Consider the following 25,765-nt stretch of genomic DNA (forward strand, 5'->3'; position numbering starts at 1 on the left):
TCGCGGGCCGGGCGGCCCGAGGCACGCATGACCAAAGACATCCAGCCCGACCCTTCGATGCCCGATCCTTCAATGATCGGCGGCGTCCCTCAGGCGCCGCTGGTTTTTCTGCCCGATCCGGTGCGGGTCTTCGACACCCGCGCGAAACGCTTCGCCTTTCTGGCAGAAACCAGCCGGCTTGGGCCGTATCTGAGCTTCCTCGCCGCTCTGACGGAACTCCAGGCCCGGCTGGCGGCGGAAGACCCCGCCCCCGGGGGCCCTTCGGCGGAACAGATCGCCCGGGCGAAAGCCGCGAAAATGCCGCCCCTCGACCGGGCGGCATTGGCGGACGACCCGGCGCTCATTCGCCTGCTGGATCGGTTCTGCGACGAGGCGGCGAAGCTGGAGATGCCCGAGCCCGCCCGCCTCGCGCTGAAAGCGGTCATCGCCGCCGATGAGGGCGACCGGCGATGGCTGCTCACGAACGTGCTCTCGGACACCATCCCCGAGGACAGCGCTGCGCCGCATCTCTTCGCCTCGGCCGCGGTGCAGGTCCATCTCGCGCGCCTTGCCGCCACGCTGAACGCCAAAGATCTGCAACCGATCCGCACCGGCCTCTGCCCGTGCTGCGGCGGCCGCCCCACATCGTCGCTCGTGACCGGCACCCCGGGGATCGAGAACGTGCGCTACGCAAGCTGCATGTCCTGCGCGACCTTGTGGAACGAGGTGCGGATCCATTGCCTCGCCTGCGGCACCAACAAGGGGATCTCCTACCGTTCCGCCGAAACCACCGAGGCGACCGTCAAGGCGGAATGCTGCCAGGAATGCCACTCCTGGGTGAAGATCTTCTACCAGGTGAAGAACCCGAGCCTTGACGCGGTGGCCGATGATGTCGGCAGTATCGGTCTCGACATGATGATGAAAGAGACCGATCTGAAACGGGCGGGCTTCAACCCCTATCTCGCGGGCTACTGATGGACGGGTTCCGCGCCCTGCCCTCGGTGGATCAGGTCCTGCTCTCGCCCGCGGGCGCGGCGCTGATCGCGGGCCATGGAAGGGCCTCGGTGCGCGAGGCTTTGCGCGCAAGGCTCGACGAGATGCGCGACGCGATCCGCGCGGGCGAGGATGGCGCTGTGCTGGCCGCCCGGCTGCCCGACCTCGTGGGCGCCGATCTGGCGGCGCGGGCGCGCACCCGGCTGCGGCCGATGCTGAACCTGACCGGCACGGTTCTGCATACCAATCTGGGCCGCGCGATCCTCGCCGATGAGGCGGTGCGGGCGGCGGTTGTCGCCATGGCCAACCCGCTGGCGCTGGAATTCGACCTGGAGACCGGCGGGCGCGGCCAGCGCGACGACCATCTGCGCGGGCTCCTGGTCGAGCTCACCGGCGCCGAGGACGCCACCGTGGTCAACAACAACGCCGCCGCCGTGCTGATCGCTTTGAACACGCTCGCCCAGGGCCGCGAGGCCGTGGTCTCGCGCGGCGAGCTGATCGAGATCGGCGGCGCCTTCCGCATGCCCGACATCATGGCGCGCGCAGGCGCGAAGCTGGTCGAGGTCGGCACCACCAACCGCACCCATCCGCGCGACTACCAGGACGCGATCACCCCCGGGACCGGGGTGATCCTCAAGGTCCATACCTCGAATTACCGCATCGAAGGTTTCACCGCCGAAGTGCCCGCGCCGCAGCTCTCGCTGATCGCGCGCGAGGCGCGGGTGCCGCTGGTGAACGACCTCGGCGCGGGCTCGCTGGTCGATCTGTCGGCCTGGGGGCTGACGCGCGAGCCGACCGTCGCCGAGGCGGTCGCCGAAGGCGCCGATCTCGTCACCTTCTCGGGCGACAAGCTGCTTGGCGGGCCGCAGGCCGGGTTCATCGTCGGGCGCAGGGATCTGATCGCGGCGATCAACCGCAACCCGCTGAAACGCGCGGTGCGGCTCGACAAGATCCGCATCGCGGCGCTGGAGGCCACTTTGCGGCTCTACCGCGACCCCGACCGGCTGGCGGAACGGCTGCCCACGCTCAGGATGCTGGCCCGCCCGGCGGCGGAAATCGCCGCCCAGGCCGCGCGGCTGGCGCCGAAGATCCATGTGCTGCTGGAACCCCTCGGCTTCGCTGCCGCCCCCTGCGGCTGCGCCAGCCAGACGGGCTCCGGCGCGCTGCCGGTCGATACCTTGCCCTCGGCCGGGCTGCGGCTGACCGGCCAGGGCGGCGATGCGCCCGACCGGCTGGCGGCGAAGCTGCGGGCGCTGCCCTGCCCCGTCATCGGCCATATCCATGACGGCGCGCTGATCCTCGACCTGCGCTGCCTCGACGACGATCAGGCGCTCATCTCGGCGCTCACCGCGCTATGATCATCGGCACCGCGGGCCATATCGACCACGGCAAGACCGCGCTGGTGCGCGCCCTGACCGGCCAGGACACCGACCGGCTGGCCGAGGAAAAAGCGCGCGGCATCACCATCGAACTCGGCTTCGCCTATGCCGATCTGGGAGGCGGAGCCATCACCGGCTTCATCGACGTGCCGGGGCATGAGCGGCTGGTCCATACCATGCTGGCGGGCGCGGGCGGCATCGACTTTGCGCTGCTCGTGGTCGCCGCCGACGACGGGATAATGCCGCAGACCCGTGAGCATCTGGCGATCCTCGATCTGCTTGGCCTCACCCGCGGCGCGGTGGCGCTGACGAAAGCCGACCTTGCCGACGGGCCCCGCCGGGCTGAAGTCACCGCGCAGATCCGTGCGGCGCTGGCGGGCAGCGGGCTCGCCGATGCGCCGGTGATCCCGGTTTCCTCGCTGACCGGCGAGGGCATCGCCGGGCTGCGCGCGCTGCTGGCCGAGGCCGAAGCCGCCACCACCCTGCGCCGCGCCGGGGGCGGTTTCCGCCTTGCGGTGGACCGCAGCTTCACGCTGGCGGGCACCGGCACCGTGGTGACCGGCACCGTGCTCTCGGGCCGGATCACCCCGGGCGAGACGGTGACGATCAGCCCGAAAGAGGGGCTGAGCGCACGCATCCGCGGGGTCCACGCCCAGAACCGCGAGGCCGGAGAGGGCCGCGCCGGCCAGCGCTGCGCGCTGAACCTCGCGGGCGAGAACATCCATAAAGAGGCGATCCACCGCGGCGACGTGGTGCTGACGCCCGGGCTGCACGCCCCCACCGACCGGATCGACGCCGATCTCACGGTGCTGGGGTCCGAGCCGAAACCGCTCGGCACCTGGTTTCCGGCCCGGCTGCACAGCCATTCGTTCGAGTGCGGCGCGCGGATCGTGCCGCTCGCGGACCCGATCGTCCCGGGGGCCTCGGGCCTCGTGCAACTGGTGCTCGACCGCCCCATCGCCGCCGCCCTGGGCGACCGCTTCGTGCTGCGCGACGTTTCGGCCAGCCGCACCATCGGCGGCGGGCGCTTCCTCGACCTGCGCGCCCCTGCCCGCAAGCGCCGCGCGCCCGAACGGCTGGCATGGCTGACAGCCGCGCGCCCCGAAGACCCCGCCGAGGCCCTGCGCGGCCAGCTTGAGATCGCCCCGGTCGATCTGCCCGGCTTCCTGCGCGACCGGGCGCTGCTGCCCGCCGCGGGCCCGGCGCTGACCGTCGCCGCGGGCGCGCAGATGATCGGCCCGCTCGCGCTCTCCGCCGCCCGCCTCTGCGGCCTGCGCGAGGGGCTGGCGGCGACGCTGGCGCAGTTCCACGACGACAACCCCGATCTGCCCGGCATGGGCCGCGAGCGGCTGCGCCTCGCGCTCACCCCCCGTCTGCCGAAAGACGTGTTCCTGACCTTCCTGCGCCAGGAGACCGACGCGGGCCGCGCCGCGCCCGATGGCGCCTTCGTCCGCCTGCCCGGCCATGAGGTGCGGCTGTCGCCCGAAGACGAGGCGCTGCTCAACCGCATCCTCCCCGCGCTTTTGGGCGAGGCCCGTTTCCGCCCGCCGCGCGTGCGCGACTTCGCCGATGCCTTCGGCGTGGACGAGCGCGAGATCCGCCGGGTGATGCGCCACAGCCAGAAGATGGGCCGCACCGATCAGATCGCCCATGATCATTTCTTCGCCCGCGAGGTGACGCGCGAGATGGTCGCCATCCTGCACGACCTTGAGGAAGCCACCGAGGGCGGCTGGTTCACCGCCCCGGCCTTCCGCGACCGGGTGCAGAACGGGCGCAAGGTGGCGATCGGGATCCTCGACTTCTTCGACCGCCACGGCCTGACGCTCCGGCGCGGCGATCTGCGCCGCATCAACCCGCACCGCGCCGATCTGTTCGACTGAGCAGCCTTGCGGCAGGGCGCGGGGGCCACTAGCCTGACGTGTCGATATGGAAGGGAATCGTCCCCGGTGGGGCGGCCGGTCTTCAAAACCGGTTGGGGCAGCGAGCCTGTCCCGGGTGGGTTCGACTCCCACTCCCCTCCGCCGGAATTCCGAAAGCATCCGCGAAGGGCACGGCTTACGGGCGATGCTTTCCGCCCGGCCGCTCCGCGCACTCCGGCGCCGGGATCGCGCCTGTCAATCAGGATTTCAGGCATAAGAAACAAAGTTTCCTTGAATGACACAAGATCCCGGGCCATCCTGCCCCGGGGCGCCTGCCGCCCCTGCAACTTGCCAGGAGAAACAGTCTCTTCAGACTGCGGGAGGACATAATGGCTATCAGGAAGTTCGGAACGTGGAAGGCGCCCGGGGTCGAACCGATCACCTCGGACCTCGACTGGTGGCATCCGGTGGAAGGCTCGCCCACCATGAAGACCTGGATCGAATATCAAAGCCCCGACGGCAAGTATCTGAGCGGATACTGGGAAGCGACGCCGGGCAGCTACCGGGTCAAATACGAGGTGGACGAGTTCATCCACTTCTTCGAAGGGAAGGCGACGCTGATCAACGACGGCGAAGAGCCCCGCAGCTTCGTGGCGGGCGACACCTTCCTGATCGAAGCCGGTTTCGACGGGATCTGGCGCACCGAGGAAACCGTGCGCAAGACCTTCGCCATCCGGGTGCGCTGACAGCGCCGGGCAGCTTAGGCGGACCCGGCCCGGTGCCCTGTGCCGGGCCGGGCTGGCGCCGCCGGGGCCTCCTGCGGGGTCTTCCGCGGGGTCTTCTGCGGGCGATGTGCAGGTCTTTCTCCATTCAATCCGCGCCCGCCGCGTGAAAAACCTGCGGCGGCGGGTTGTGGCGGCGGCGGTTTCGCCGGATGTTCGACGCCGAGAATGCAGACTGGTCAGGACATGCCCGCAAACAGCCTCTCCCGGATCCTCTTGTCCGGCCTGTGCCTCGCCGCACTTTCCGCCTGTAGCCGCTCCGGCGAGATATCGGCCGCCTCCGGCGATCAGGTGACGATCCGCCTGGAGCAGGGGACGCATCGCGCCGCCGAGGCGCAGGCCGGGGCCGAACGGCTCTGCGCGGACTTTGGCCGGAAGCCGCAATTCCTGGCCATGACGACCGAGCCCGGCAGCCTTGCCCGCCACATCATCCGCTACGATTTCGCCTGTGTGGCGCAAGGAGATCCCGCGCTTTCGTGATGGTGCGGGGCCTCGTAGTAGAGCCGCCGCGCGGGCGCGCGCCTCAGATCAGCCCCGGATCACCATCCGTCATCCGGCCGACGATATCGCCAGCCGGCCTGTCGTCGCGCCCGGGGCCCGTCACGGGGCAGATCCTTCAGCAAACGGCCCGACCCGGCAGCAGGGACCACCACAGATTTCCGACCCGCCCTTCGGAGCAGGTGGAAGAGGAACATTCCAGGGACGCTGTGGTTTAACCCGGGCGGAACAACCGGCTGCGAAATCCGTCGCTGCGCGCAGGGGCGGTCCCGGAGATCGGCGGCCTGCGACCCGCGGCGAATCCGGCTTTCCGGCGAGGCTGGCGGAAAGCCGCATAGAAGGCAGTCTGGTGAAACAGACCGCCAGGAGACCGCCAGGAGACCAGGCAGAGAAAGTGTCGCCCGCCTTCCCTGCCCGCCCCCGGCGGCCGGTGGGGGCGGAACAGATTTCGCGCCTTGCGGTTTCCCTGTCCGGGCGGCCCCCGGACCGGACCGTATCGCCTGCGGCACCTTCCACCCCACCGCGCGCCGCCCGGACCAGACGAAAGGACGCAGCACAGATGACGAAGCCCTGGACCTATCGCCCTGCCGATTCCGGATCGCCCGGCTGGCAGGACAATGCGCTCAGCAATGCCATGGCCTGGGCCTCGGATACGTTCCTGAGCAACTGGTGCACCCGCGAGGGACACTGGTCTTTCGCCGTGGCGAACCCGCTCTGGGCGGAATGCAGTTGCTGCCTGACCTTCCGCGGCCTCGTCCTCGGCCTGATCGCAGGCTTTGCGGCAGGCCTGATCGCGGGGGCCTGGCTCTTCTGATCCTTCGTCCGGCAGGCTTCGCAACCGGGCGGGGTAAAGCACAAGCGCCGCACAGAGGCCCCTGAAATGGCCCCTGAAATCAGGGGCGCCCGAAGAGGACCGGGCACTGGTGCGCGTCTCAGAGACGGAAGAATTGCATCGGGACCGCCTCATCGCCCTTCTGTCCCCCCGTGGCGCGTGAACCGGCGGCGATCTTCGCGGGGCTCCGCGAGGCGGGCGGCCACGACGGAGCCGGGCAAGGCCGGCCATCACTCGGGGTTTCGAGCGCGCGCCAGCGGCAGGCATGGCGCATATCCTGCGCCCATACCGCCCCGCCCCGGGACCAGGCGCCGGGCCGCGCCATCCGGTATTTCCCGAACCGCGCGCGGTCTTTCCGGCCCCGCGGCGCCTGCGCGGCGATCCCGGTCGCGCGGCCAGGATCCATGCGCCCTTTCAGCAATCATTGTCCTTGTCGATCATGCCCGGACGGTCGCGGTCCTCGCACATGGCGCTGTCGGGGTTGCGGCCGCGGGGAATCGAGGGCTCGGGGTCATTCTGCCGCCTCGCCTTCTCGCGCACCACCCCGGGCTCCACCCGGCGCTGTTCGGGGGTCTTCGCATCGTCCTTGCCGGTGATATTTTCTGCGGATTTCATCCTGGCCTCCTGTTGTCCGATCACAGGGGAAACCCGCATCCCGGCGTGTTGTTCCGGGATGCGGCCGCGTCAGCCGGCCTTGCGCAACCCCAGCCGGGCGGCATCCGCCGAGCAGCTGTAGATATGGTGCATGGCATCGACCCGCCCCGGCATCAGCGCGATATCCTCACGGATCCAGGCCCAGGGATGGGCCGCCAGCGCGCGCTCGAACGGCGCCGAGACGGTGGCCGACCAGAAGGCGGCGATCCCGCCCGGCCGCAGCGCCCCCGCCACCGCGGCAAGGCCCTGCCCCTGGTAAAGCCCGGTGTTTTCCGGCCGCACCAGGAAATCCGGCCCATTGTCGGTGTCGAGCAGGATCAGATCGTATGCGCCCCGCGCCCCGGCGAGATGCGCCTGCACGTCGCCGGGGATCAGCCTGGTCCGCGGATCGTCCAGCGGGCGCCCCGCGAGAGGCCCGAGCGGGCCGCGGTTCCAGGCAACGATCTCCGGCTCCAGCTCGCAGACCGTGACCTCTGCGCCCTGCCCCACCAGATCGAGCACGCCGCGCAGCGTATAGCCCATCCCCAGGCCGCCGATCAGCACATGGCGCGCCGTGAAATCGCAGCGCCGCAGCGTGCGCAGGGCAAGCTGATCCTCGGAATGGTGGTTCAGGTTCGACATCAGTTCGATGCCGTTGTAGCGGATCTCGAAGATCTCTGCGCGCCGGCGCAAGACGATCTCGTCGCCCGAGGCGCTTTGCGCCCGTGCGATGGTTTCCCACAATGTCATGTCGTTTCCCGTGATGAGGCGAGGCCCGCGGCAAAGCGCGGGCGGTTTCAGCGCGAGGGGCCGGGTTGCCGGGCACAGACGGCCCGACAACCCTCAGACATTGTTCGCGCGAAGCCCGATCAGAAGCGGAAACAGCGCCGGAAGGTTGGACAGGTTCGACATATGCCCTCCTTCTGCGGCGCGGGTCGGGGGCACTATGCCCGCCGGGGGCCGGGGGTGCAACCTGCCCCATTGAGACGCAGGCGGCACCGGCCTATAGACGGGCGAAAGCACTCCTCAGGCTGAGGGTCGTATCATTCAGCCCACAGGCGAGGAATGCCGATCACCCTGACCTCTGTAAGCCAGCCGCTGAGCCTCGGCTTCGACGCCATCATCGACGTGCGCGCGCCCTCGGAATATGCCGAGGATCACCTGCCCGGCGCGATCAACCTGCCGGTGCTGAGCGACGAGGAACGCGCGCAGGTCGGCACGATCTACAAGCAGGTCTCGCCGTTCGATGCGCGCAAGCTGGGCGCCGCGCTGGTGGCGCAGAATGCCGCGCGCCATCTGATCGGGCCGCTCGCGGCGATGCCCGGGGGCTGGCGGCCGCTGGTCTATTGTTGGCGCGGCGGGCAAAGGTCCGGCTCGTTCGCCACGATCCTTGGCCAGATCGGCTGGCGGGTGGAGCGGATCGGAGGCGGCTACAAGGCCTGGCGCGGGCTGGTGGTCGAGGCGCTGTATCAGCGGGCCTTCACGGCCCCGGTGGTGCTGCTCGACGGCAATACCGGCACCGCCAAGACCGGGATTTTGCAGCTTCTGCCGGGGCTTGGCGTGCAGGTGCTGGATCTGGAGGGGCTGGCGGGGCACCGCGGCTCGCTGTTCGGCTCGGTGGGGCCGCAGCTCGGCCAGCGTGCCTTCGAGGGGCGGCTGGCGCTTGCCATGGCGGCGCTGGACCCTGCCCGTCCGGTGGTGATCGAGGCGGAAAGCGCGCAGATCGGCGCGCGCCGCCTGCCGCCCAGACTGTGGAAGGCGATGGCCGCCGCGCCGCGGATCGTGATCGAGGCGCCGGGAAAGGAGCGCGCCCGCTACCTCGCCCGCGCCTATGCCGACGTGACCGGAGATTCCGCGCGGCTCTTGCGCACGATTGCGGCGCTGAAACCCTGGCAGCCCGCGGCGCGGATCGCCGCCTGGGAGGGGATGGTCGGCTCCGGCGATCACGAGGGGCTCGCGCTCGAACTGATCACCTGGCATTACGATCCGCGCTACAGCCGCCACCGCAACCGGCTGGCGGTGAAGATGGCGCCGCTGGTGGCGGAGAGCCTTGCGCCCGAAGCCCTGCCCGGTCTCGCCCGCCGGGTGGCGGCGCTGGTGCCCGGACTGGTCTGAGCACTTTCCATTATCGAATATTCTGTCCGTCGCAATCACCAGAATGCGCCAGACGGCTTTCCCTTATCGAACATCAGGGAAAGGAAAACCCCGGCGGTCGCCCGCCGGGGTTCGTCATTTCGTCAGACCGCGATCAGCGCAGATCGAAACGGTCGGCGTTCATCACCTTGTTCCAGGCGGCGACGAAATCGCGCTGGAATTTGCCCCGGGCGTCGTCCTGGGCATAGACCTCGGCCAGCGCGCGCAGTTGCGAGTTCGAGCCGAACACCAGATCGACGCGGGTGGCGCTCCAGCGCGGCGCGCCGGTGTCGCGGTCGGTGCCCTGGAACAGCCTGCCGCTCTCATCGACCGGCTTCCACACCGTCGCCATGTCCAGCAGGTTGACGAAGAAATCGTTCGTCAACTGGCCGGGGCGGTCGGTGAAGACGCCATGCGCCGCGCCACCGTGGTTGGCGCCCAGCACCCGCAGCCCGCCCACCAGCACCGTCAGTTCCGGCGCGGTCAGGGTCAGAAGCTGGGCCTTGTCGACCAGCATTTCCTCGGGCGACAGGCTGAAGTCGGTGCGCTGCCAGTTGCGGAACCCGTCGGCGCCCGGCTCCATCACCGCGAAGCTGTCGATCTCGGTCTCTTCCTGGCTGGCGTCGGTCCGGCCGGGCAGGAACGGCACTTCGACCGGCTGACCCGCGGCCTGCGAGGCCGCCTCGATCGCCGCGGCACCGCCCAGCACGATCAGATCGGCGATCGAGACCTTCTTCGCGCCTTTCGCGTCGAACCGGGCCTTGATGCCTTCCAGCACGTCGAGCACACGCGCCAGTTGCGCGGGCTGGTTGACCTCCCAGTCCTTCTGCGGTGCGAGACGCACGCGCGCGCCATTGGCACCGCCGCGCAGGTCGGAGCCGCGGAAGGTCGAGGCCGAGGCCCAGGCCGCCCCGACCAGTTCCGCGACGCTCAGCCCCGAGCCGAGGATCTCGGCCTTGAGCGCGGCGATGTCGGAAGCATCGACCAGCGGGTGATCGACGGCAGGAATCGGATCCTGCCAGATCAGATCCTCGGCCGGCACTTCCGGCCCCAGATACAGCGCCTTCGGCCCCATATCGCGGTGGGTCAGCTTGAACCAGGCGCGGGCGAAGGCATCGGCGAACTTGTCGGGATTGTCGAGGAAGTCGCGCGCGATCTCGCGGTAGACCGGGTCTTCGCGCAACGCGAGGTCCGAGGTCAGCATCGACGGCACGGTGCGCTTGCCCTTCACATGGGCGTCGGGAACGGTGTCCTTGCCCATGCCGTGTTTCGGGATCCACTGATGCGCGCCGGCGGGCGAGCGGGTCAGTTCCCATTCATAGCCGAACAGGTTCCACAGGAAGTTGTTCGACCATTTGGTCGGCGTGGTGGTCCAGACCACCTCCAGCCCCGAGCCGATGGTGTGTTCGGCATTGCCCTTGCCGAAGCTGTTCGTCCAGCCAAGGCCCTGGGCCTCGATCGGCGCCGCTTCCGGGTCGGCGCCGACGTTATCGGCCGGGCCCGCGCCATGGGTCTTGCCGAAGGTATGGCCGCCCGCGATCAGCGCGACGGTTTCCTCGTCGTTCATCGCCATCCGCGCGAACGTGTCGCGGATGTCGCGCGCCGAGGCCAGCGGGTCCGGGGTGCCGTTCGGGCCTTCGGGGTTCACGTAGATCAGGCCCATCTGCACCGCAGCGAGCGGGTTCTCCAGCGAGCGGTCGCCCGAATAGCGCTGATCGGCCAGCCATTCGCCCTCGGAGCCCCAGTAGATGTCCTCCTCGGGTTCCCAGACATCGGCGCGGCCGCCGGCGAAGCCGAAGGTCTTGAATCCCATGCTCTCAAGCGCGACGTTGCCGGCGAGGATCATCAGATCGGCCCAGGACAGGCTGCTGCCGTATTTGCGCTTGACCGGCCACAGCAGACGCCGCGCCTTGTCGAGGTTCACGTTGTCCGGCCAGGAGTTCAGGGGCGCAAAGCGCTGCGTGCCCGAACGGGCGCCGCCTCGGCCATCGGCGGTGCGGTAGGTGCCGGCCGAATGCCAGGCCATGCGGATGAAGAACGGGCCGTAATGGCCCCAGTCTGCCGGCCACCAGCTCTGGCTGTCGGTCATCAGCGCGGTCAGATCCGCCTTCACCGCCGCCAGATCGAGCTGTCTGAACGCCTCGGCATAGTCGAAGGCCGCGCCCAGCGGATTTGCCGCGGTGCTGTTCTGATACAGAACCTTCAGATTGAGCTGATTCGGCCACCAGTCACGATTCGAGCGCCCCCTGCGCGCCGCGCCGCCACCGGCACCATGAATCACCGGGCACTTGCCGCCGCTTACGTCGTTTCCGTCCATTCTCATCCTCCCTGGGCTGCGCCCGACAGCCGTTTCGCCCCCCGGATCGGAGGCAGACTGTTCAACTGCCGGCGTGACGCGCTGCATATTACCAAAGCCGCCGGCCTTGGATAGAGTAAAATTAGAATAAGTATAAATCCAGAGTGCCAGAGCCGGGCAGACCCGGATTCCGGCCGCGCCGGTGGGTCATTTCCCCCGGATTTTTCTGGATTTTTGCCGCCGGGGGCGTCATATGAACGAAATCAGGCCATGAAACCGCCGTGTTGCAGCGGCAGAACCGGATCCGATTATCAGACGTATGCGGAGAGCCGGAATGCTCAGAAAAACCTTTATCACCCTGGGGCTGACCCTGTTTCTCGCGGGCTGCTTCGGCAGCGGCACCTTCCAGACCAATTATCAGCAGATCGACCGCAGCATCGCGCGGGACTGGCGCGTGGCGAAGATCTCGGTCGAGGTGCCGCGCAGCCTCTCGGTCTCGGAAAAGAACAGCTATATGCCGAGAGCCGATATCGTCTGGCACGGCGATCCGATGGGTGACCGCTACGCCCAGATCGAGGCGATCTTCCGCGATGCGCTGCAAAAGGGCACCAGGGATTTGCGCGGCAGCCGGCCGGTGACGATCCAAGCGGTGGTGACCCGGTTCCATGCGCTGACACCGCGCGCGCGGGGGATGGACGGCAATGTCGGCGTGCATGACATCCGCTTCGACATCACGGTCTTCGACGCCCGCACCGGCGCGGCCCTGACCGCGACGCAGGCGGTCGAGGCCGATTTTGCCGCGCTGGTGGGCCAGGCCGCAGCCGATGCCGATGCCCGCGGCTATACCCAGAAGGAAGAGATCGGCGAACATCTGGTCAAGGTGTTCCGCAACTGGCTGGGCGGCTATGGCGAAGACCCCCGCAACAGCTTTTCGCGCATGGGGCGCTGACCGCAATCAATGCCATCGCAAGGCCCGCCCGGCAGATCCGGGCGGGCCTTTCTGTGCCGCACCGCCCCGCCGCGGGCCATTGTTTTTCAATACACCCTTTCAGGCACCCCGGCCCGGAAACGGCTGTAAAGAATCATGACTGAATTTCAGCACCACCTCGGGTGCCTGTTCGCCCGCCAGTTCATCCGCGAAAACCTGATCCTGCGCGGCGCATATCGCGTGACGGGCACTGAGACCGCGGCAGACAGCGGCAGCGTCGCGATCCTGTCCTGCGGCAAACCCCATCCGGGGGCGGCTCTGCCCCGGGGATGTAGCCGTCCAGCCCCCGGCACCGGCGAGGGCCGCGGGAATGTGCCGACCGGCACGCTGCGCGAGACGATTTATCCCGGCCCGGCGATGAAATACGAAAGGGTGCTGCCCGACGCCCCCCTCGTCGCAGGCAGAGCGACAGAGGAAAGGCTCCGATCTAGCTGGCCCTGGGCGGCGAAGGACGGCATTGACAGGACGATGATGATGGATGCGAAGACCAACGGCGAAGTTTCCTTCTGGTATGCCGATATCGGCGGCGTGCCGGGCTGTCGCAAACCGCTGCCCGGCAGTATCGAGGCCGATGTCTGCATCATCGGCGCCGGGTTCACCGGACTCTGGACCGCATATTATCTGACCGAGGCCGAACCCTCGCTGCGCATCGTGGTGGTCGAGAAGGAATTCGCCGGTTTCGGCGCTTCGGGCCGCAACGGCGGCTGGTGCACGGGCGAATTCGGCTGGAACCGCGAGAGATACCTCTCGACCGGCAGCCGCGAGGGCGTGATCGACTTCGAGCGCCAGCTGCGCGCCACCGTGGCCGAGGTGAAACGGGTGACGGAAAAGGAAGGCATCGACTGCGACTTCCTGATGACCGACTGCCTGACCTTCGCGCAATCCCCGGCGCAATGGGACCGTCTGCAAGCCGACCACGCCGCCGCCATGTCCTGGCAAGTGCCCCCCGGGCGGCTGGAGCTGATCGACGGGCCCGAGGCCACGTCGCGCATCCGGGTGCCGAACGCCCATGGCGCGCTGGTGCGCCACAACGTCGCGCGCGTGCAGCCCGCGAAACTGGTGCGCGGCCTCGCCGACGCGGTCGAGCGCCGCGGCGTGAGGATTTACGAGCAGACCACCGTCACCGGCCTTGAGAAGGGCCGCGTCATCACCGACCGCGGCACCGTCCGCGCGAAACGCATCGTCCGCGCGACCGAGGGCTTCACCCATGGCATCGCCGGACAAAGGCGCGAATGGGTGCCGATGAACAGCGCCATCCTGGTGACCGAGCCGGTCCCCGACGCGCTCTGGGATCAGATCGGCTGGGACGGCTGCCAGCTTCTCGCCGACGCTTCCCACGCCTATTGCTACGCCCAGCGCACCCGCGAGGGGCGGATCGCCATGGGCGGGCGCGGCGTGCCCTACCGTTTCGGCTCGAAAACCGACGTGCGGGGCCAGACCCAGCCCGCAACGGTGGAAAAGCTGAAAGAGATCCTCTTCCGCATGCTGCCGCAGACCCGAGGCCTCGCCCTCGACCATGCCTGGTGCGGGGTGCTGGGCGTGCCGCGCGACTGGTGCGCCACCGCCGGCCTCGACCGCGAAACCGGCATCGGCTGGGCCGGAGGCTATGTGGGCCTCGGCGTCTCAACCTCGAACCTCTCGGGCCAGACCCTCGCCGATCTGGTGCTGGACAAACAGACCGGGCGCACCACGCTCCCCTGGGTCAACCGCAAGCCCCGCAAATGGGAGGTGGAGCCCTTCCGCTGGCTCGGCATCCATGGCATGTACCAACTCTATCACATGGCCGACCGGCAGGAGCGCGCGAAGGGCGGCAGAACCACCTCGCCGCTGGCGATACTCGCCAACACGCTGACCGGACGCTGACGCCCCCCGCAAGGGCGCCGCCCTTCCCATTCCTCAGGAGTTTCCCGACCGTGATCGACCTTTCCGTCTTCACCGGCCTCGCCGGCATCGACCTCGGCACGCTTGCCGACAAGCCGACCACCCTGACCCCGGGCCAGCAGGAAGCCGCGACCTCGCTCTGGACCTCGCCCGACGGCGCGCTCGACATCGGGCTCTGGGAATGCAGCCCGGGCCGCTTCACCGCCGACCGCTCGAACGCGGCCGAGTTCTGCTATTTCCTGCAAGGGAAAATCGTGATGACCCATGTCGACGGCACGAAAAAGACCCTCGGCCCGGGCGATGCGGTCATGCTGCCAAGGGGCTGGAAAGGCACCTGGGAGATCCTGGAGCATACCCGCAAGATCTACGTCTTCCAGTCCTGACCAGGCGTCAACAGCCCCGGGGCCTGCGCGGCGGCACCGGAAGCTTTTCTCCGGTCCTGATCTTCATCCTGACCGAAATACCCTCGGGGGGAGGCGCCGCCTGCGGCGCCCGGGGGGCAGACGGCCCCCCGCCTTCCTTCCCCCGCCCGGTTCAGGCCGCCGCGCCGCTCATTCTTCCTCGTCGCCATGGCGCTCGCCCGGGGTGAGCGCGCGGAAAGGCTGATCGCGCCGGTCCTCGAACGTATCGAGCATGGCGCGGATCGCGGCCTCGTCGGGCAGATCGGGGCGGAAGTCCGGCGGCACATAGCCCAGGGCCTTCAGCCGGTCGAACAGCGCCCCGAAACCGATCTCGCCGACCGAACGGAAATCGGGCCGGGTCGCCTCGCCCGCCACCCAGTCGCGGCGGATCACGTTGATCACATCGGGAACGACGCCGCAGAACGAGCGGAACTGAAGATCGTAATCCGCCACATTGGCAAGCGAGCGGCGCAGGATCATCGCCACCCGGCTTTCCGGCCGCAGCACATAGGCCGCCAGATGCAGCGCCGATCCATCCAGCGCCACGATCCGGCGCGCGGCCTTGTAACGCGCGATCTGCACGTCCAGCGGATGTTTCTCGGGATGGAAGATCTCATAGCCGAGCCGCGCGAGATTCTCCTCGATCACCGTCTCGCCCAGGATGCCGCCCCGCGCCGCGTTGAGCCGCGCGCGAGAGATGTAAAGATCTTCTGCCCCCTCGGCGGGCGCGGCGCCGCGCAGCCGTTCCTGCATGAAAGCGCGATAGGCCGGCGAGCCGGCATAGCGTTCCAGCCAGCCGAAGCCGAGCTCGGGCACGATCAGCCGCTCGACCCGATGGGTGAACTCCAGGCTGCGGATCGGAATGTCGATCCCGAGCAGTTCAAAGAATTTCCGCTGGCTGCGGATGGCGCGCGCGCCGCCGGCGACATCGCCGCGGTAGGGCAGGTAAAGGATGCTGTCGGGCTTTTCGTCCAGATGCGCCAGCGCCCAGAGTCGCGCGGTGGATTCCACCAGGAAATGGCCGAAATGGCCGCGAAAATGGCCGGCGTAAAGATGGGTTCCCGGCAGATCGCCGATCGGCTCGTCCGGGGAAAGCAGCGGCGCCGGGCAGGTCTTGCGGGCCCTGATCCAGACCCGGGACAATTCGCACCACCGCCCGTCGTGATGCAGAACCCCCGAGGCGCGCGGCTGGTCGTGATCACGCTCGGGCACCACCAGCGCCTCGGAAAGGGTCAGGATCTCGCCGGTAAAGGGCGGCGCCAGATCGTGGCTTGCGATCACCCTGCGGCTGTCCCCGACCGGATCGCGGGGCTTGCCGACCGGCGCCGCCAGCCGGCGTTCAAGCGAGCGCGCGGTCCTGCGGGCAAAGCGGCGCTCGGGATGCAGCGCAAGGATGCGGCGCGCGGCGCGCGCGGTCAGCATCATATGCCCGGCCTGCTCTCCGGCAGCCAGAAGCGCGGTCTGCCAGGCCTCGATACCGCGGCGCTGCCGCAGCAGACGCCGCGCCCCGGCGGGATCGAGCGTCCCCCTGACCAGACCCTCGATCAGCCCGTTCAGCAGATCGGTGCGGCGCAGCGCGCGCATCAGCCGATGGCCGAGGAAATTGACATGCAGCCTGCGGACATGATCGCCGCCGATCCGGTCCGCATGGGCCCGGTCCTCGGGGGTGAAGGGGTCGTAGACCAGCCAGACCTCGGATGCCGGCGCCACGGTTTCCGCCGCATCGCGCAGCGGCAGATCCTGCCAGTCCAGCTTTCTGGCGTATTTCGGATAGCGCTGATCGAAGGGCGCCAGATCCGGCGCCAGCGTCGATTGCGGTGAAAGCGCCACCACCGCCGCCCCCGGCACCAGCGCGGAAAGCGTCAGCGCCGCGAACCCCCCCATCGAGGTTCCGATGAACACCACCCGACGAAAGCGGGCGAAAAAACCCGCATCGCGCAGTCTGGCGATCATCTCCTGGCTTTCGGCATTGCGATACCAGTCGCGCCTCTTCGCGATAAGGCCGAGGACCGAGACCTCCATCTTCAGCGCGCGCCCCATCAGCCAGGGCTGCGCCGGCTCATAGGCGCCGATCGAGGTGGTGTTGTCGAAAGTGACTATCAGCACGTCCGAGCGGTGGACGAACCAGCCTTCGACCCGGCGACCGGGCAGGAAGAATTCGTCCCGCATCGCAGCCTCGGCCGCCGAGGCGCTGGCCTCGGGGCGCGGCAGATAGGCGCTGCGCGGCACGCGCCTGCTCTTCACCCGCCCGCTTTTCGAGATTTTCATCCCCGGCCCCGGCGCCTCTGCCGCCGCTGCGGCTTTCGCGGCGCGGGCTCTGGCCGCCCTGCGCTTCGGCGGCCGGCTTTCCGTGGGCGCGGCCTCTGCTGCGGTCTCTGCGGCAGCCTCTGCGGCGGGCTCTTCTGTTCCGGTCTGCTCTCCGGCGCGTTCAGCCATCACGTCCTGTTACCTGTTGTTCCACCTGCCTGCCGCGACGCCCCTGCCGGTTTTTATATTCAGGCCTTACGGCTGGCCGGTCCCGTCGCGCCGGTGCCATTGTGGCGCAAACCTCTGTGAAAGGCCATCGCCGACCGCAGCACAAACCTTATAAAACATGGGATTGTTGCCTCGCCCGATGTTGCTCAGCGGCGACTGCCTCCGCTATTGACATGAAAACCGCGCTTGCGGGCGTGGCGAAGACGGAGGCGGCAGGATGAACCATGCGGATCACAAAGCGCCGGGCAGCCGGACGAGGGGGGCCTCGGACATCTTCGGCTCTGTCCCCTTCGGGCTGAAGCGCCATCTCTCGCCGCATGGCCAGGTCACCGCCGTCTCGATGATGAAGGACGAAGGCCCCTACGTCATCGAATGGGTGGCGCATCACCTGGCGGTCGGCTTCACCGATCTGGTGGTCTATACCAACGACTGCTCGGACGGCACCGACGATATGCTGATCCGGCTGGAGGAGCTTGGCCTTGCCCATCACCGCCGCAATGTGATCCCCGAGGGGATCCGGCCGCAGCCCTCGGCGCTGAACCACGCCCAGGAAGAGCCCGTCGTCTGCCTCTCCGACTGGGTGATGGTGTTCGACGCCGACGAATTCCTGTCGATCCGCTACGGCGACGGCACGCTCGACGATCTGATCGCGGCGGCGAAGGCGCAGGACGCCAATGGCATCGTGGTGACCTGGCGGATCTTCGGCTCGGGCGGGATGGTCGACTGGTCCACCGCCCCGGTGAGCGAGCAGTATCTGCTGGCGGCCCCCCCCGAATGGAACAAGGGCTGGGGGGTCAAGACGCTCTTCACCTTCGACCCCGATCACTGGAAACTGGGCATCCACCGGCCCAAGATCAAATCGAAATGGATCAGGACCGATTTCCCCGACCGGGTGAAATGGCTGAACGGTTCGGGCCGCGAGATGGAGGATTACTTCAAGTTCCGCGGCTGGCGCTCGATCACCCGCACGGTGGGCTACGACTGGGTGCAGCTCAACCATTACGCGGTGAAATCGGTGGACAGCTACGCGATCCGCAAGCTGCGCGGCAATGTCAACAACAAGAAAGACAAGTATAATTCGGATTACTGGTCGCTGCAGGACCGCAACGAGGTGCGCGACGAGACCATGCTGCGCTATACCGCGCGCCGGAATGCGATCATCGCAGAACTGCTGAAAGACCCGGTGCTGGCCGGGCTGCACAGGGCGGCGCTCGACCGGGTGGAGGCGCGGCTGGCCGAGATCCGCGGCACCGATGCTTACGCCGATCTGGTCGCCGGTCTCGCGCAGGCGAGCCAGGTGCCGATCCACCAGATCACCGCCAAACCGCCCCAGGCGCGCGATCCGGCAAAGATCGCCGCGCTGATGAGCGAGGTGGAAAAGACCCGCAACGCCAAAGCGAAGGAAAAGCGCCTCTCCGAGCCGCGCGAGCCGGTCGAGAGCGTGCCGCTCGGCAACTACTCCGCCGGTCCGGTCGTGTTCACGGGCGAGCCCCAGGGCGACTGGGTGGACAATCATACGGTGAAACTGCCGCTCGACCCACGGATCTTCAGCGCGGCGATCCTGCCGATCATCGCCAAAGGCAAGTTCGACCGCGGTCTTGCGCGGCGGATGCCCCAGGTGCTGGCGAAAGGCGCGAAAGTGTTCGAGGCGGGCGCGGGGGTGGGCTTCGTCGCCGCCCATCTGGCCGCCACCCGCCCCGATCTGACCATCACCCTGCAAGAGGACGATCCCGGCCTGCGCCAGGCCATGCACGCGATTTACGCGAAGAACGGGCGCAGGTTCACCGAAAGGCTGCGGCTCGACGACACACTCCTCGGCGCGGATCCCGCCGCCACGCTGGCAACGCTTGCCGCGGGTGCCGACAGCCTGCTGCTTGCCGCGGCGCAGATCACCCCCGGTGTGCTGGAGCGCCTGCTGGCGCAGCTGCGGCCCGCGCAGATCTTCCTCTACGGCCGGTTGCTGGAACACAATCGCGCCCGGGTGGCGGATTACGAGGCGGTCTTGCTGGCGGATTATCTGGCCGTTCCCGGCTTTGACCCGAACCTGACATTGTTCGCGATCCGGAAAGACATCGCCGGGCCGGGCTGAGCGGGTTTCACCGTTCCGCCCCTTTTGCGCCACAGGAAAACCCCGGCGCACCGGCACAAAGCCCGCGATTCTTGAGCCGGTGCCGCGCTTGCTGTATCCGTCCGGTAAACAAACCCCAGGTTGAGGTGCCGCCTTGTCAAACCCCGTCCGCCGCCCGGTCGCATCGCTCTGGATCGGCCCGCGCCTGCATTACCTCAACCAGCTCTGCCTGCTCAGCCATGTCCGCCAGGGCCATCCGACCACGCTCTACTGCACCGACGAGGTGTCGAACGTCCCCGAAGGGGTGACGGTGCGCCCGGCGACCGAGATCATGGACATCGACATGGACATCGTGCGCCAGACCTCGGAGAGCTTCCTGTCGAACGTGTTCCGCTACAAGATGATCCAGGCGACCGATGCGGTCTGGATCGACTGCGACGCCTTCTGCCACAAGCCCTTCCCCGACGAGATGCAGAACATCTACGCGGGCCACGGCTTTCGCGGCGCGCTGAACTGCGGCGTGGTCTATATCCCGAAGGATGGTGAACTGATCCACCAGTTGCTGGATTATTACGACAACCTGCCCGAGGCCCCGGCCTGGTTCAACAAGCAGCAGCGCAAACGCATCGACAAGCAGGACCGTTCGCTGCCCCAGGCGGTCAGGATCTACAACGCCGAGCGCACCGCCTTCGGGCCGCAGGCCTTCACCTGGTTCGCCCAGCAGACCGGCGATTACGAAAAGGCCTTATCGTCGGATTACCTCTATCCGGTGCCGTTCCAGCTGAACGACGTGTTCTACGACCCCTACGGAAGGGTCGAGGGGCATTTCACCGACAACACGCTCTCCGTCCATCTCTACACCAACGGCACCAAACCCTGGTGGCGCAAGAACCCGCCCCTGCCCAACTCCTACGCCGCGCGGATGTGCGAAGAGATCGGCGTCGATCCGGCGCAGGCGCTGGAAGAATAGCTTGCCCTGCGGCGCGCGAGCGGCTTTGCTGCCCGCGCGCAAAGGACAGGAGCGGCGAATGGCTGAGCATCAGGATACCACGACCATCCGGCCCGGAGAGATGTTTGAAATCCCTGCTCGCCGGGGCCGCGCCATCCCGGTGAACAAGGGCCAGGTGCTGCGGATCGTGAACACCCATGGCGCCCAGGTCGGCGATTTCTTCGCCTTCGACGCCGCCGATCCCGCCGTCTTCCTGTCGATGGAGCATCTGCGGGCCGGGCTGCGCCGGATCTCGCCGCGCCCGGGCGACGTGCTGCCCGACAACCGCCGCCAGCCGCTCATGACGCTGCTGTCGGACAGCTCGCCCGGCGTGCATGACACGCTGATCGCCGCCTGCGACATCCACCGCTATGAGCAGCTCGGCCATCAGGGCCATCACGACAACTGCGCCGACAATCTGCGCATGGCGCTGGCCGAAGTGGGCGTGCGGGCGCCGGACGTGCCCTGCCCGCTGAACCTGTGGATGAACATTCCGGTGGCCGAAGACGGCAGCCTCTCGTGGCGCGCGCCGGTCTCGCGCCCCGGGGATCACGTCCGGCTGCGGGCCGAGCGCGATCTGATCGCGGTGATCTCCTGCTGTCCGATGGATCTTCTGCCAATCAATGGCGAGGATGCGGTGCCGCGCAGCCTGTCGGCGATGATCGAGGGCTGAGTTCCGCTCATCTCCGGGGTCTGACGGAACCCCCTCCCGGGCGGGCGGGTTTTTCCGGCGTATCTGAGACAAGCCGGAGATCCGTCATGAGCATCGCCCCCCTGCCCGCCCGCCTGCTGCCGCTGGCTCTCTTGCTGGCGCTTGGCGCCTGCAACACGATCGAGGGCGCCGGGCGCGACATGCAGCAGGCGGGCAGCGCGATCAGCCAGGAGGCGCGCCAGGCCGAAGCGGGGATGTGATCGCGCTCAGCCGCGGGTGGTGGCCAGCCAGACGCCCCCCAGCGTCACCGCAAGGCCGAGGAACATGCCGGAGGTCAGCGGCTCGCCGAACATCGCCCAGCCCCAGAGCATGGTCACCGGCGGGCTGAGATAGATCACCGCCCCCACCCGCGCCGCCGGGTAAAGCCGCAGCCCGAGGTAATAGACCCCGTAGCACAGGAAGGTCGAGGCCAGCACCAGCCAGGCGATGCCGAAGGCGAAGCGCGCATCGGTGGGCGGCGCCAGCCCCGCGCCCGGCAACAGGCACAGGCCGAACAGCGCCGCCGCCGTCAGGCACTGGATGCACAGGCTCTGGTGGATCGCCATATGCACCGCCCCCAGCCGCTTTTGCAGCACCGTCGCCAGCGCGAAGACCAGCATCGAGCCCACGGTCAGCCCATAGGCCCAGAACGGCGCATCGCCGAGGCCAAGGCCGTCGAGCGAGACCATGAACACCCCGAGCGCGCCGATCCCGGTGCCCAGCCATTGCCGCGCGCTCAGCCGCTGGCCGAGCATGGGCTGCGACAGCGCCGCGATAGCGATCGGGATCAGATCCGAGATCAGCGCGACGATGCCGGTCGGCACCCGCTGCCCGATCGCCAGCGCGAAACCGCCGAGGTAAAGGAACATCATCGCCACGCCGAAGCCCATCTGCTGCACCAGCGCGGCGCGGCCGATGCGGGGGCCGAAGGCCAGCGCGAAGGGCAACAGGATCAGCCCCGCGACCAGAAGCCGCCAGAACAGCACCTGCACCACGCTGGCGTTCTCGCTGGCAAAGCGGATGCCGACATAGCCCGAACTCCAGCACAGGATCAGCGTGACCGCGATCAGCGGCCACAACAGGGGATGCGGCCGGGCGGCGGCTGTGATCTGGCAGGTCATGATGCCTCGGGTGCAGGAAGGTCTCGCCCCGGGGTGTAGCCCGCCGCCCGCCAGGCCGCACATGACAAATTTCGATGCAACCATGACCATCGGCGCAAATCCGGCATGGCTGATTGCCGGGCCGCGGTTTCTGCGTCATGTCTGAAGGGCAGACATTCACAACAGGGCACAACAGGGGGCGCCATGGCCGGAATCCTGTCCCGCCGTCTCGACATCGACGCGCTGCGCGCGCTGACCGCCATCGAGGACCAGGGCGGCGTGACCCGCGCCGCCGAAGTGCTGGGCCTGTCGCAATCGGCGGTCAGCCACCGGATCCGGCGGCTGGAGGCCAGCCTCGGCTGCGATCTGCTCGACCGGCGGGCCAATGCGCCGCTTTTCACCGGCGCGGGCCGCGATCTGCTGGCGCGGGCGCGGCGCATCCTCGGGCTGCATGACGAGGCGGTGCTCAGCCTGTCGAAAAGCCCGCTCCAGGGCCGGATCGCGCTTGGCATGACCGAGGACACCACCTGCACCGACCTGTCGCGCATCCTCGGCCGGTTCCGCCGCCTGCATCCCGAGGTCTCGGTGCGCACCCGGGTGGGGATGAGCCTGACGCTTCAGACCATGCTGGCCGCGGGCGCGCTGGACGCCGCCATCGTCCAGATGTTCCGCCATGACGTGCGGCCGCAGGATCTGCTGCTGTTCCGCGAAGAGCTGCACTGGGTGAAATCGCCCGATCTCGACCTGCCCGCCGACCGGCCTGTCCCGTTTCTGTCGTTCGACGAGAACTGTTTCTACCGCCGGTGGGGGATCGACATGGCGCAAGACGAGGGCAGGTTGTTCGAGACCGTCTTCGAATGTTCCAGCGCGGCGGGGATCACGGCGGCGGTGCAGGCCGGGCTCGGGGTAGCGCTGCTGTCTTCGCGCTATCTGAAGCCGGAGATGGAGATCCTGACCGCGAACCTGCCCGCGCCTCCGGATCTGGCCTATGTGGTGCGCCGTGCGAAAAAGCCGCGCAATCCGGCGCTGGAAAGCCTGATCGCGCAGATCGCCGACGAGATAAGCCGCAGCGGCCAGTTGCAGATTCCCGCCTGACCTTGGTGACCACGACCCGGCGGCGGAAGCAGGATCATCAGCCCCGCCAGCGCGCCGCCCGCCTCACCGGCTTTCGTGGAAACACCGTGCCACAGCCCGCCCCCGCGCACCTTGCGGGCAGCGCCAGCCTGATCACCCTTACGCGCGCCGGTGCCGCTCTGCCCCTCCGCGCCCGGGAGAGCGGGAAGAGGCCTTCCACGACAGGATCTTCGTCACCAGAGAAAAGGTCCTGCGGGACATGATCAGCCCCGATGGCCCTTACCCCGGCTCCAGCGAGCTTTGCTTCGGCACGGCCCCGGGCCGGGAACTCAACAGGGTCGAGGTGCTCCGCAGCCAGCAGTCCCCATCGCAGTGCGCGAACGCCACCGAAGGCGCGATCATCGTCAACGCCTGGGACCGGGGCAACGGCCTGGTGTTCGCGAACATGCTCCATGTCGACGACGAATTGCCGCCTGACCTTCGCCCCCCCGACGAGACGCTCAGCCACGTGGCTGGGGCCTGCAACGCCTGCACCCGCCAGTCGGAGGCCCTGAACCGCGACGGATTCCCATCGTCCCGAACCGCAAGCACAATCCGGGCCTCGATGGTAAGCTGAACCGGCGTTTCGCCGGGCAATGGACGCTGACCCGCGGCCTGCGCGACCACATCCGCCGCCGGGGCGCTGCCTCGCCACAGCTTGCCAGCAGCGACATGGATTTCCGCCCGACCTGCGCGGAAGTGCCGCCACGCCCGACCGGGTGGTGGCGGCCCGGTCTCGCAAGGCGACAACCCGGGCGGGACCTCGCCCGATTTCGGCGGCACCGGAACCGGCGAGAGGACCGCCTGGGCGCCCGGCACGGGGCTCAGCCCCGGCGCCGGGTGGGACGCGAGCGGGCAGCCCACCCTCGGCGGCCAGGCGCGTTTCACCGACGCTGTTACTCCGACACCGCCAATACGCCGGCCTGTGAGGTGCAGGATTACAGGCTGGTGGACATCATCGCCGGTCACAGACTGGATGGGAACCTGCCGGACGGGCGCGCCCGACCCCGCCGGAGCCCCCCTCGCGGCACGATGCCGGGCAGCCGGGCAGTCTGACCGCGCCGCGCATGGTGAGGATCGGCATCCGCGGCCCCTTCTGAGCGGATCCGCGTCAAGACCCTGGTCGCCCGCGCAGGGCCCGCCGCCTTGAGGGCGGCAGACCGGCATGGCAATGCAGATCCGACCCAGAGCATATCGGTGGCGCCGGCCTGGCTGAGCGGCGAGAGCTTGCGGCAGCAGGATCAAGGATCTCTGTTCCCGCGATCCGGCGAGGATGATGGCCTCGTCGCGCGCGGGAGCGAAAGGATCGGGTTGATCACCACTTTCAGCCATCCCTGTAGGGAAGCACGGCAACTGATGTCGCCGCAGGGGCTCGGCGAGGACCGGGCGGGGTGGAGCGTGGTCCCCGCGCTTCGGGGCACGAGAATTTCGCCCTGCCGGAGATGCTTTCGTCCGGGGTCCACTGTAGCCGCGCCGCCGAGGTCACTGAAGGTCAGCTCCGGCTTTGGGCCAGCTTTCCGGTGGGCGCTGTCCCGACACCGGTTCGGTGCTGCCGATCAGCCACCGCGGCGCGCATTTCGGGGGAGAAGGGAATTGAACCCGCCAGAACCCGGGCAGCGGCCGATGCAGGCGGGCGGCCACGGGATCGACTTCGCCGCAGCCAGCGCCGGTATGGTCTTTGCCATGACGCCGGAACCGGAGACGGTGGCGCGCAGAAGCCCGTGGCGACCCGGCCTTGCCCCTTGCCGGCCGGACGCGCGCCGGATGACCCCGGCCGATCTGCCCGCCGCCGCTCCGCAGGGCCAGCCCGGAGACAAGGCGCATGATCATCGCGTCAAGGCGGTGGGTAGAAGAGTTGCTGGCGCAGCCCGAGGTGCCGGCCCCGGTCCATCTAAAGGTGATCGGCGCGGCGATCCGCCGCCGGGGCGATCAGTGATTCATCGCCGTGTCAGGCGGTTCGCTGCGCTTGCCGGATCTGACGCCGGACGATCTGATCCCGCGCCGACATGGGCTGTTCCGCCAAAGCCACAGCGGCGCGGCCCTGCTGTCGCATCGGGAAGCAGACTGAGGCGCGCAAGTCTGGTGCGGTCCTATTCCGGGACCGGGGAACGCCGGATCGCCATCATGCCCCGACGGCCAGCGAGAGGCCGGCGGCACAAACCAAACCACAGCGTGAGGGGGCCGGCGGAACCCGGGCCGGGATCCTCCGGCAGCCAGAATCCGCTCAGGGATTGCGGCGCAGGCGGATCACCACATCGACGCGCGAGACCTCGGTCCCTTCCGGCGCCGAGGGCAGGCGCGCGACCTCAAGCTCCTCTTTCGGCGCGTCGGTCAGCACCGCATTGTCTTCCCAGAAGAAATGCGGGTGATCGTCCATCCTTGTGTCGAAATAGCTTTTCGCGCCATCGACCACGACCTCGTTCATCAGACCCGCGTCGCAGAAGGCGCGCAAGGTGTTGTAGACGGTGGCGAGGCTCACCTTCTCATGCGCGCCCGCGGCCATCTCAAACAGGCTTTCGGCGGTGACGTGGCGGTCCTCGCCGTCGCCGACCAGCAACGTGGCCAGGGCCAGCCGCTGCCGCGTCGGGCGCAGCCCGCCGTGCTCAAGCCATTCGGCCGCCCGCTCATGTGCCGTCTGCCCTGCCGTCTGTGCCATGGGCCGATCTCCTGCCGCTC

22 protein-coding genes and 1 tRNA gene are annotated in these 25,765 nt (G+C 68.4%); 17 read left to right on the plus strand and 6 right to left on the minus strand.

All coding sequences use genetic code 11. From position 1 onward, the window contains the following. The first annotated feature begins 27 nt into the window (after positions 1–27). From fdhE to XINFAN_RS14795, 7 genes are all read left to right on the plus strand, one after another. The gene (gene fdhE, locus XINFAN_RS14770) at positions 28–954 is read left to right on the plus strand and encodes a formate dehydrogenase accessory protein FdhE (protein ID WP_233352222.1); all 927 of its coding nucleotides are present in this window, start codon (positions 28–30) and stop codon (positions 952–954) included. Next, positions 954–2,330, plus strand: a complete 1,377-nt coding sequence (gene selA / locus XINFAN_RS14775; RefSeq protein WP_124087635.1) for an L-seryl-tRNA(Sec) selenium transferase — start codon at positions 954–956, stop codon at positions 2,328–2,330. The genes fdhE and selA overlap by 1 nt, the downstream gene beginning before the upstream one ends. Continuing rightward, positions 2,327–4,231 carry a selenocysteine-specific translation elongation factor gene (gene selB, locus XINFAN_RS14780; RefSeq protein WP_124087636.1) on the plus strand — a complete coding sequence of 635 codons (1,905 nt, stop codon included), beginning with the start codon at positions 2,327–2,329 and terminating at the stop codon, positions 4,229–4,231. Before selA ends, selB begins: the two co-directional genes overlap by 4 nt. A 48-nt stretch (positions 4,232–4,279) precedes the next feature. Further along, positions 4,280–4,372, plus strand: a tRNA-Sec gene (locus tag XINFAN_RS21785). 227 nt (positions 4,373–4,599) lie between these two features. After that, positions 4,600–4,956 (plus strand): cupin domain-containing protein, encoded by a 357-nt coding sequence (locus XINFAN_RS14785; RefSeq protein ID WP_124087637.1) that lies wholly within the window; start codon positions 4,600–4,602, stop codon positions 4,954–4,956. Positions 4,957–5,160: 204 nt separating this feature from the next. Next, a complete protein-coding gene (locus XINFAN_RS14790; protein WP_124087638.1) occupies positions 5,161–5,472 on the plus strand; it encodes a hypothetical protein in 312 nt (103 codons plus the stop codon). 577 nt (positions 5,473–6,049) lie between these two features. Further along, positions 6,050–6,304 carry a hypothetical protein gene (locus tag XINFAN_RS14795; RefSeq protein WP_124087639.1) on the plus strand — a complete coding sequence of 85 codons (255 nt, stop codon included), beginning with the start codon at positions 6,050–6,052 and terminating at the stop codon, positions 6,302–6,304. Positions 6,305–6,736: 432 nt separating this feature from the next. On the opposite strand, the gene XINFAN_RS14800 is transcribed toward XINFAN_RS14795, so the two are convergent. Together XINFAN_RS14800 and XINFAN_RS14805 are read right to left on the minus strand one after the other, a co-directional pair. Further along, positions 6,737–6,937, minus strand: a complete 201-nt coding sequence (locus XINFAN_RS14800; protein WP_124087640.1) for a hypothetical protein — start codon at positions 6,935–6,937, stop codon at positions 6,737–6,739. Positions 6,938–7,006: 69 nt separating this feature from the next. Continuing rightward, the gene (locus tag XINFAN_RS14805; RefSeq protein ID WP_124087641.1) at positions 7,007–7,705 is read right to left on the minus strand and encodes a spermidine synthase; all 699 of its coding nucleotides are present in this window, start codon (positions 7,703–7,705) and stop codon (positions 7,007–7,009) included. Positions 7,706–8,020: 315 nt separating this feature from the next. Here XINFAN_RS14805 and mnmH point away from each other — a divergent pair, with 315 nt between their 5' ends. Then, positions 8,021–9,070: a tRNA 2-selenouridine(34) synthase MnmH gene (gene mnmH / locus XINFAN_RS14810; protein WP_124087642.1), complete on the plus strand. Its 1,050-nt coding sequence runs from the start codon at positions 8,021–8,023 to the stop codon at positions 9,068–9,070. A gap of 133 nt (positions 9,071–9,203) precedes the next feature. Here the strand turns inward: mnmH and katG are convergent, their stop codons facing one another. Next, positions 9,204–11,405 carry a catalase/peroxidase HPI gene (gene katG / locus XINFAN_RS14815; protein ID WP_124087643.1) on the minus strand — a complete coding sequence of 734 codons (2,202 nt, stop codon included), beginning with the start codon at positions 11,403–11,405 and terminating at the stop codon, positions 9,204–9,206. A 313-nt stretch (positions 11,406–11,718) separates the two neighbouring features. Here katG and XINFAN_RS14820 point away from each other — a divergent pair, with 313 nt between their 5' ends. The 3 genes from XINFAN_RS14820 to XINFAN_RS14830 all read left to right on the plus strand — a co-directional run bounded on the left by XINFAN_RS14820 (position 11,719) and on the right by XINFAN_RS14830 (position 14,636). Continuing rightward, on the plus strand, positions 11,719–12,333 hold the full coding sequence (locus XINFAN_RS14820) for a DUF6778 family protein (RefSeq protein ID WP_124087644.1): 615 nt from the start codon (positions 11,719–11,721) through the stop codon (positions 12,331–12,333). Positions 12,334–12,468: 135 nt separating this feature from the next. Further along, positions 12,469–14,235 carry an NAD(P)/FAD-dependent oxidoreductase gene (locus XINFAN_RS14825; RefSeq protein ID WP_233352223.1) on the plus strand — a complete coding sequence of 589 codons (1,767 nt, stop codon included), beginning with the start codon at positions 12,469–12,471 and terminating at the stop codon, positions 14,233–14,235. A gap of 50 nt (positions 14,236–14,285) precedes the next feature. After that, on the plus strand, positions 14,286–14,636 hold the full coding sequence (locus XINFAN_RS14830; protein WP_124087645.1) for a cupin domain-containing protein: 351 nt from the start codon (positions 14,286–14,288) through the stop codon (positions 14,634–14,636). Between the two features lie 168 nt (positions 14,637–14,804). Here XINFAN_RS14830 and XINFAN_RS14835 read toward each other — a convergent pair whose 3' ends face one another. Further along, on the minus strand, positions 14,805–17,090 hold the full coding sequence (locus XINFAN_RS14835; protein WP_124087646.1) for a glycosyltransferase family 61 protein: 2,286 nt from the start codon (positions 17,088–17,090) through the stop codon (positions 14,805–14,807). 256 nt (positions 17,091–17,346) lie between these two features. Between XINFAN_RS14835 and XINFAN_RS14840 the strand changes: the two genes are divergently transcribed. The 4 genes from XINFAN_RS14840 to XINFAN_RS14855 all read left to right on the plus strand — a co-directional run bounded on the left by XINFAN_RS14840 (position 17,347) and on the right by XINFAN_RS14855 (position 21,097). After that, positions 17,347–19,218, plus strand: a complete 1,872-nt coding sequence (locus XINFAN_RS14840) for a glycosyltransferase family 2 protein (RefSeq protein WP_233352224.1) — start codon at positions 17,347–17,349, stop codon at positions 19,216–19,218. 133 nt (positions 19,219–19,351) lie between these two features. Beyond that, entirely contained in the window at positions 19,352–20,167 is an 816-nt protein-coding gene (locus XINFAN_RS14845; RefSeq protein ID WP_124087647.1) for a hypothetical protein, read from the plus strand. 58 nt (positions 20,168–20,225) lie between these two features. Next, entirely contained in the window at positions 20,226–20,858 is a 633-nt protein-coding gene (locus tag XINFAN_RS14850) for a DUF1989 domain-containing protein (RefSeq protein ID WP_124087648.1), read from the plus strand. A gap of 86 nt (positions 20,859–20,944) precedes the next feature. Next, positions 20,945–21,097 carry an entericidin A/B family lipoprotein gene (locus XINFAN_RS14855; RefSeq protein ID WP_124087649.1) on the plus strand — a complete coding sequence of 51 codons (153 nt, stop codon included), beginning with the start codon at positions 20,945–20,947 and terminating at the stop codon, positions 21,095–21,097. Positions 21,098–21,103: 6 nt separating this feature from the next. On the opposite strand, the gene XINFAN_RS14860 is transcribed toward XINFAN_RS14855, so the two are convergent. Then, on the minus strand, positions 21,104–21,997 hold the full coding sequence (locus XINFAN_RS14860) for a DMT family transporter (protein ID WP_124087650.1): 894 nt from the start codon (positions 21,995–21,997) through the stop codon (positions 21,104–21,106). Between the two features lie 183 nt (positions 21,998–22,180). On the opposite strand from XINFAN_RS14860, the gene XINFAN_RS14865 reads away from it, so the two are divergent. Both XINFAN_RS14865 and XINFAN_RS14870 read left to right on the plus strand, forming a co-directional pair. After that, positions 22,181–23,071 (plus strand): LysR family transcriptional regulator, encoded by an 891-nt coding sequence (locus XINFAN_RS14865; protein WP_124087651.1) that lies wholly within the window; start codon positions 22,181–22,183, stop codon positions 23,069–23,071. Positions 23,072–23,309: 238 nt separating this feature from the next. Beyond that, positions 23,310–23,666, plus strand: coding sequence for a hypothetical protein (locus tag XINFAN_RS14870; RefSeq protein ID WP_124087652.1), 357 nt, complete (start codon positions 23,310–23,312; stop codon positions 23,664–23,666). 1,647 nt (positions 23,667–25,313) lie between these two features. Here the strand turns inward: XINFAN_RS14870 and irrA are convergent. After that, positions 25,314–25,745, minus strand: coding sequence for an iron response transcriptional regulator IrrA (irrA, locus tag XINFAN_RS14875; protein ID WP_124087653.1), 432 nt, complete (start codon positions 25,743–25,745; stop codon positions 25,314–25,316). Between the last annotated feature and the right edge of the window lie 20 nt (positions 25,746–25,765).

The organism is Pseudogemmobacter humi (genome assembly GCF_900609055.1).
Classification (GTDB): domain Bacteria; phylum Pseudomonadota; class Alphaproteobacteria; order Rhodobacterales; family Rhodobacteraceae; genus Pseudogemmobacter; species Pseudogemmobacter humi.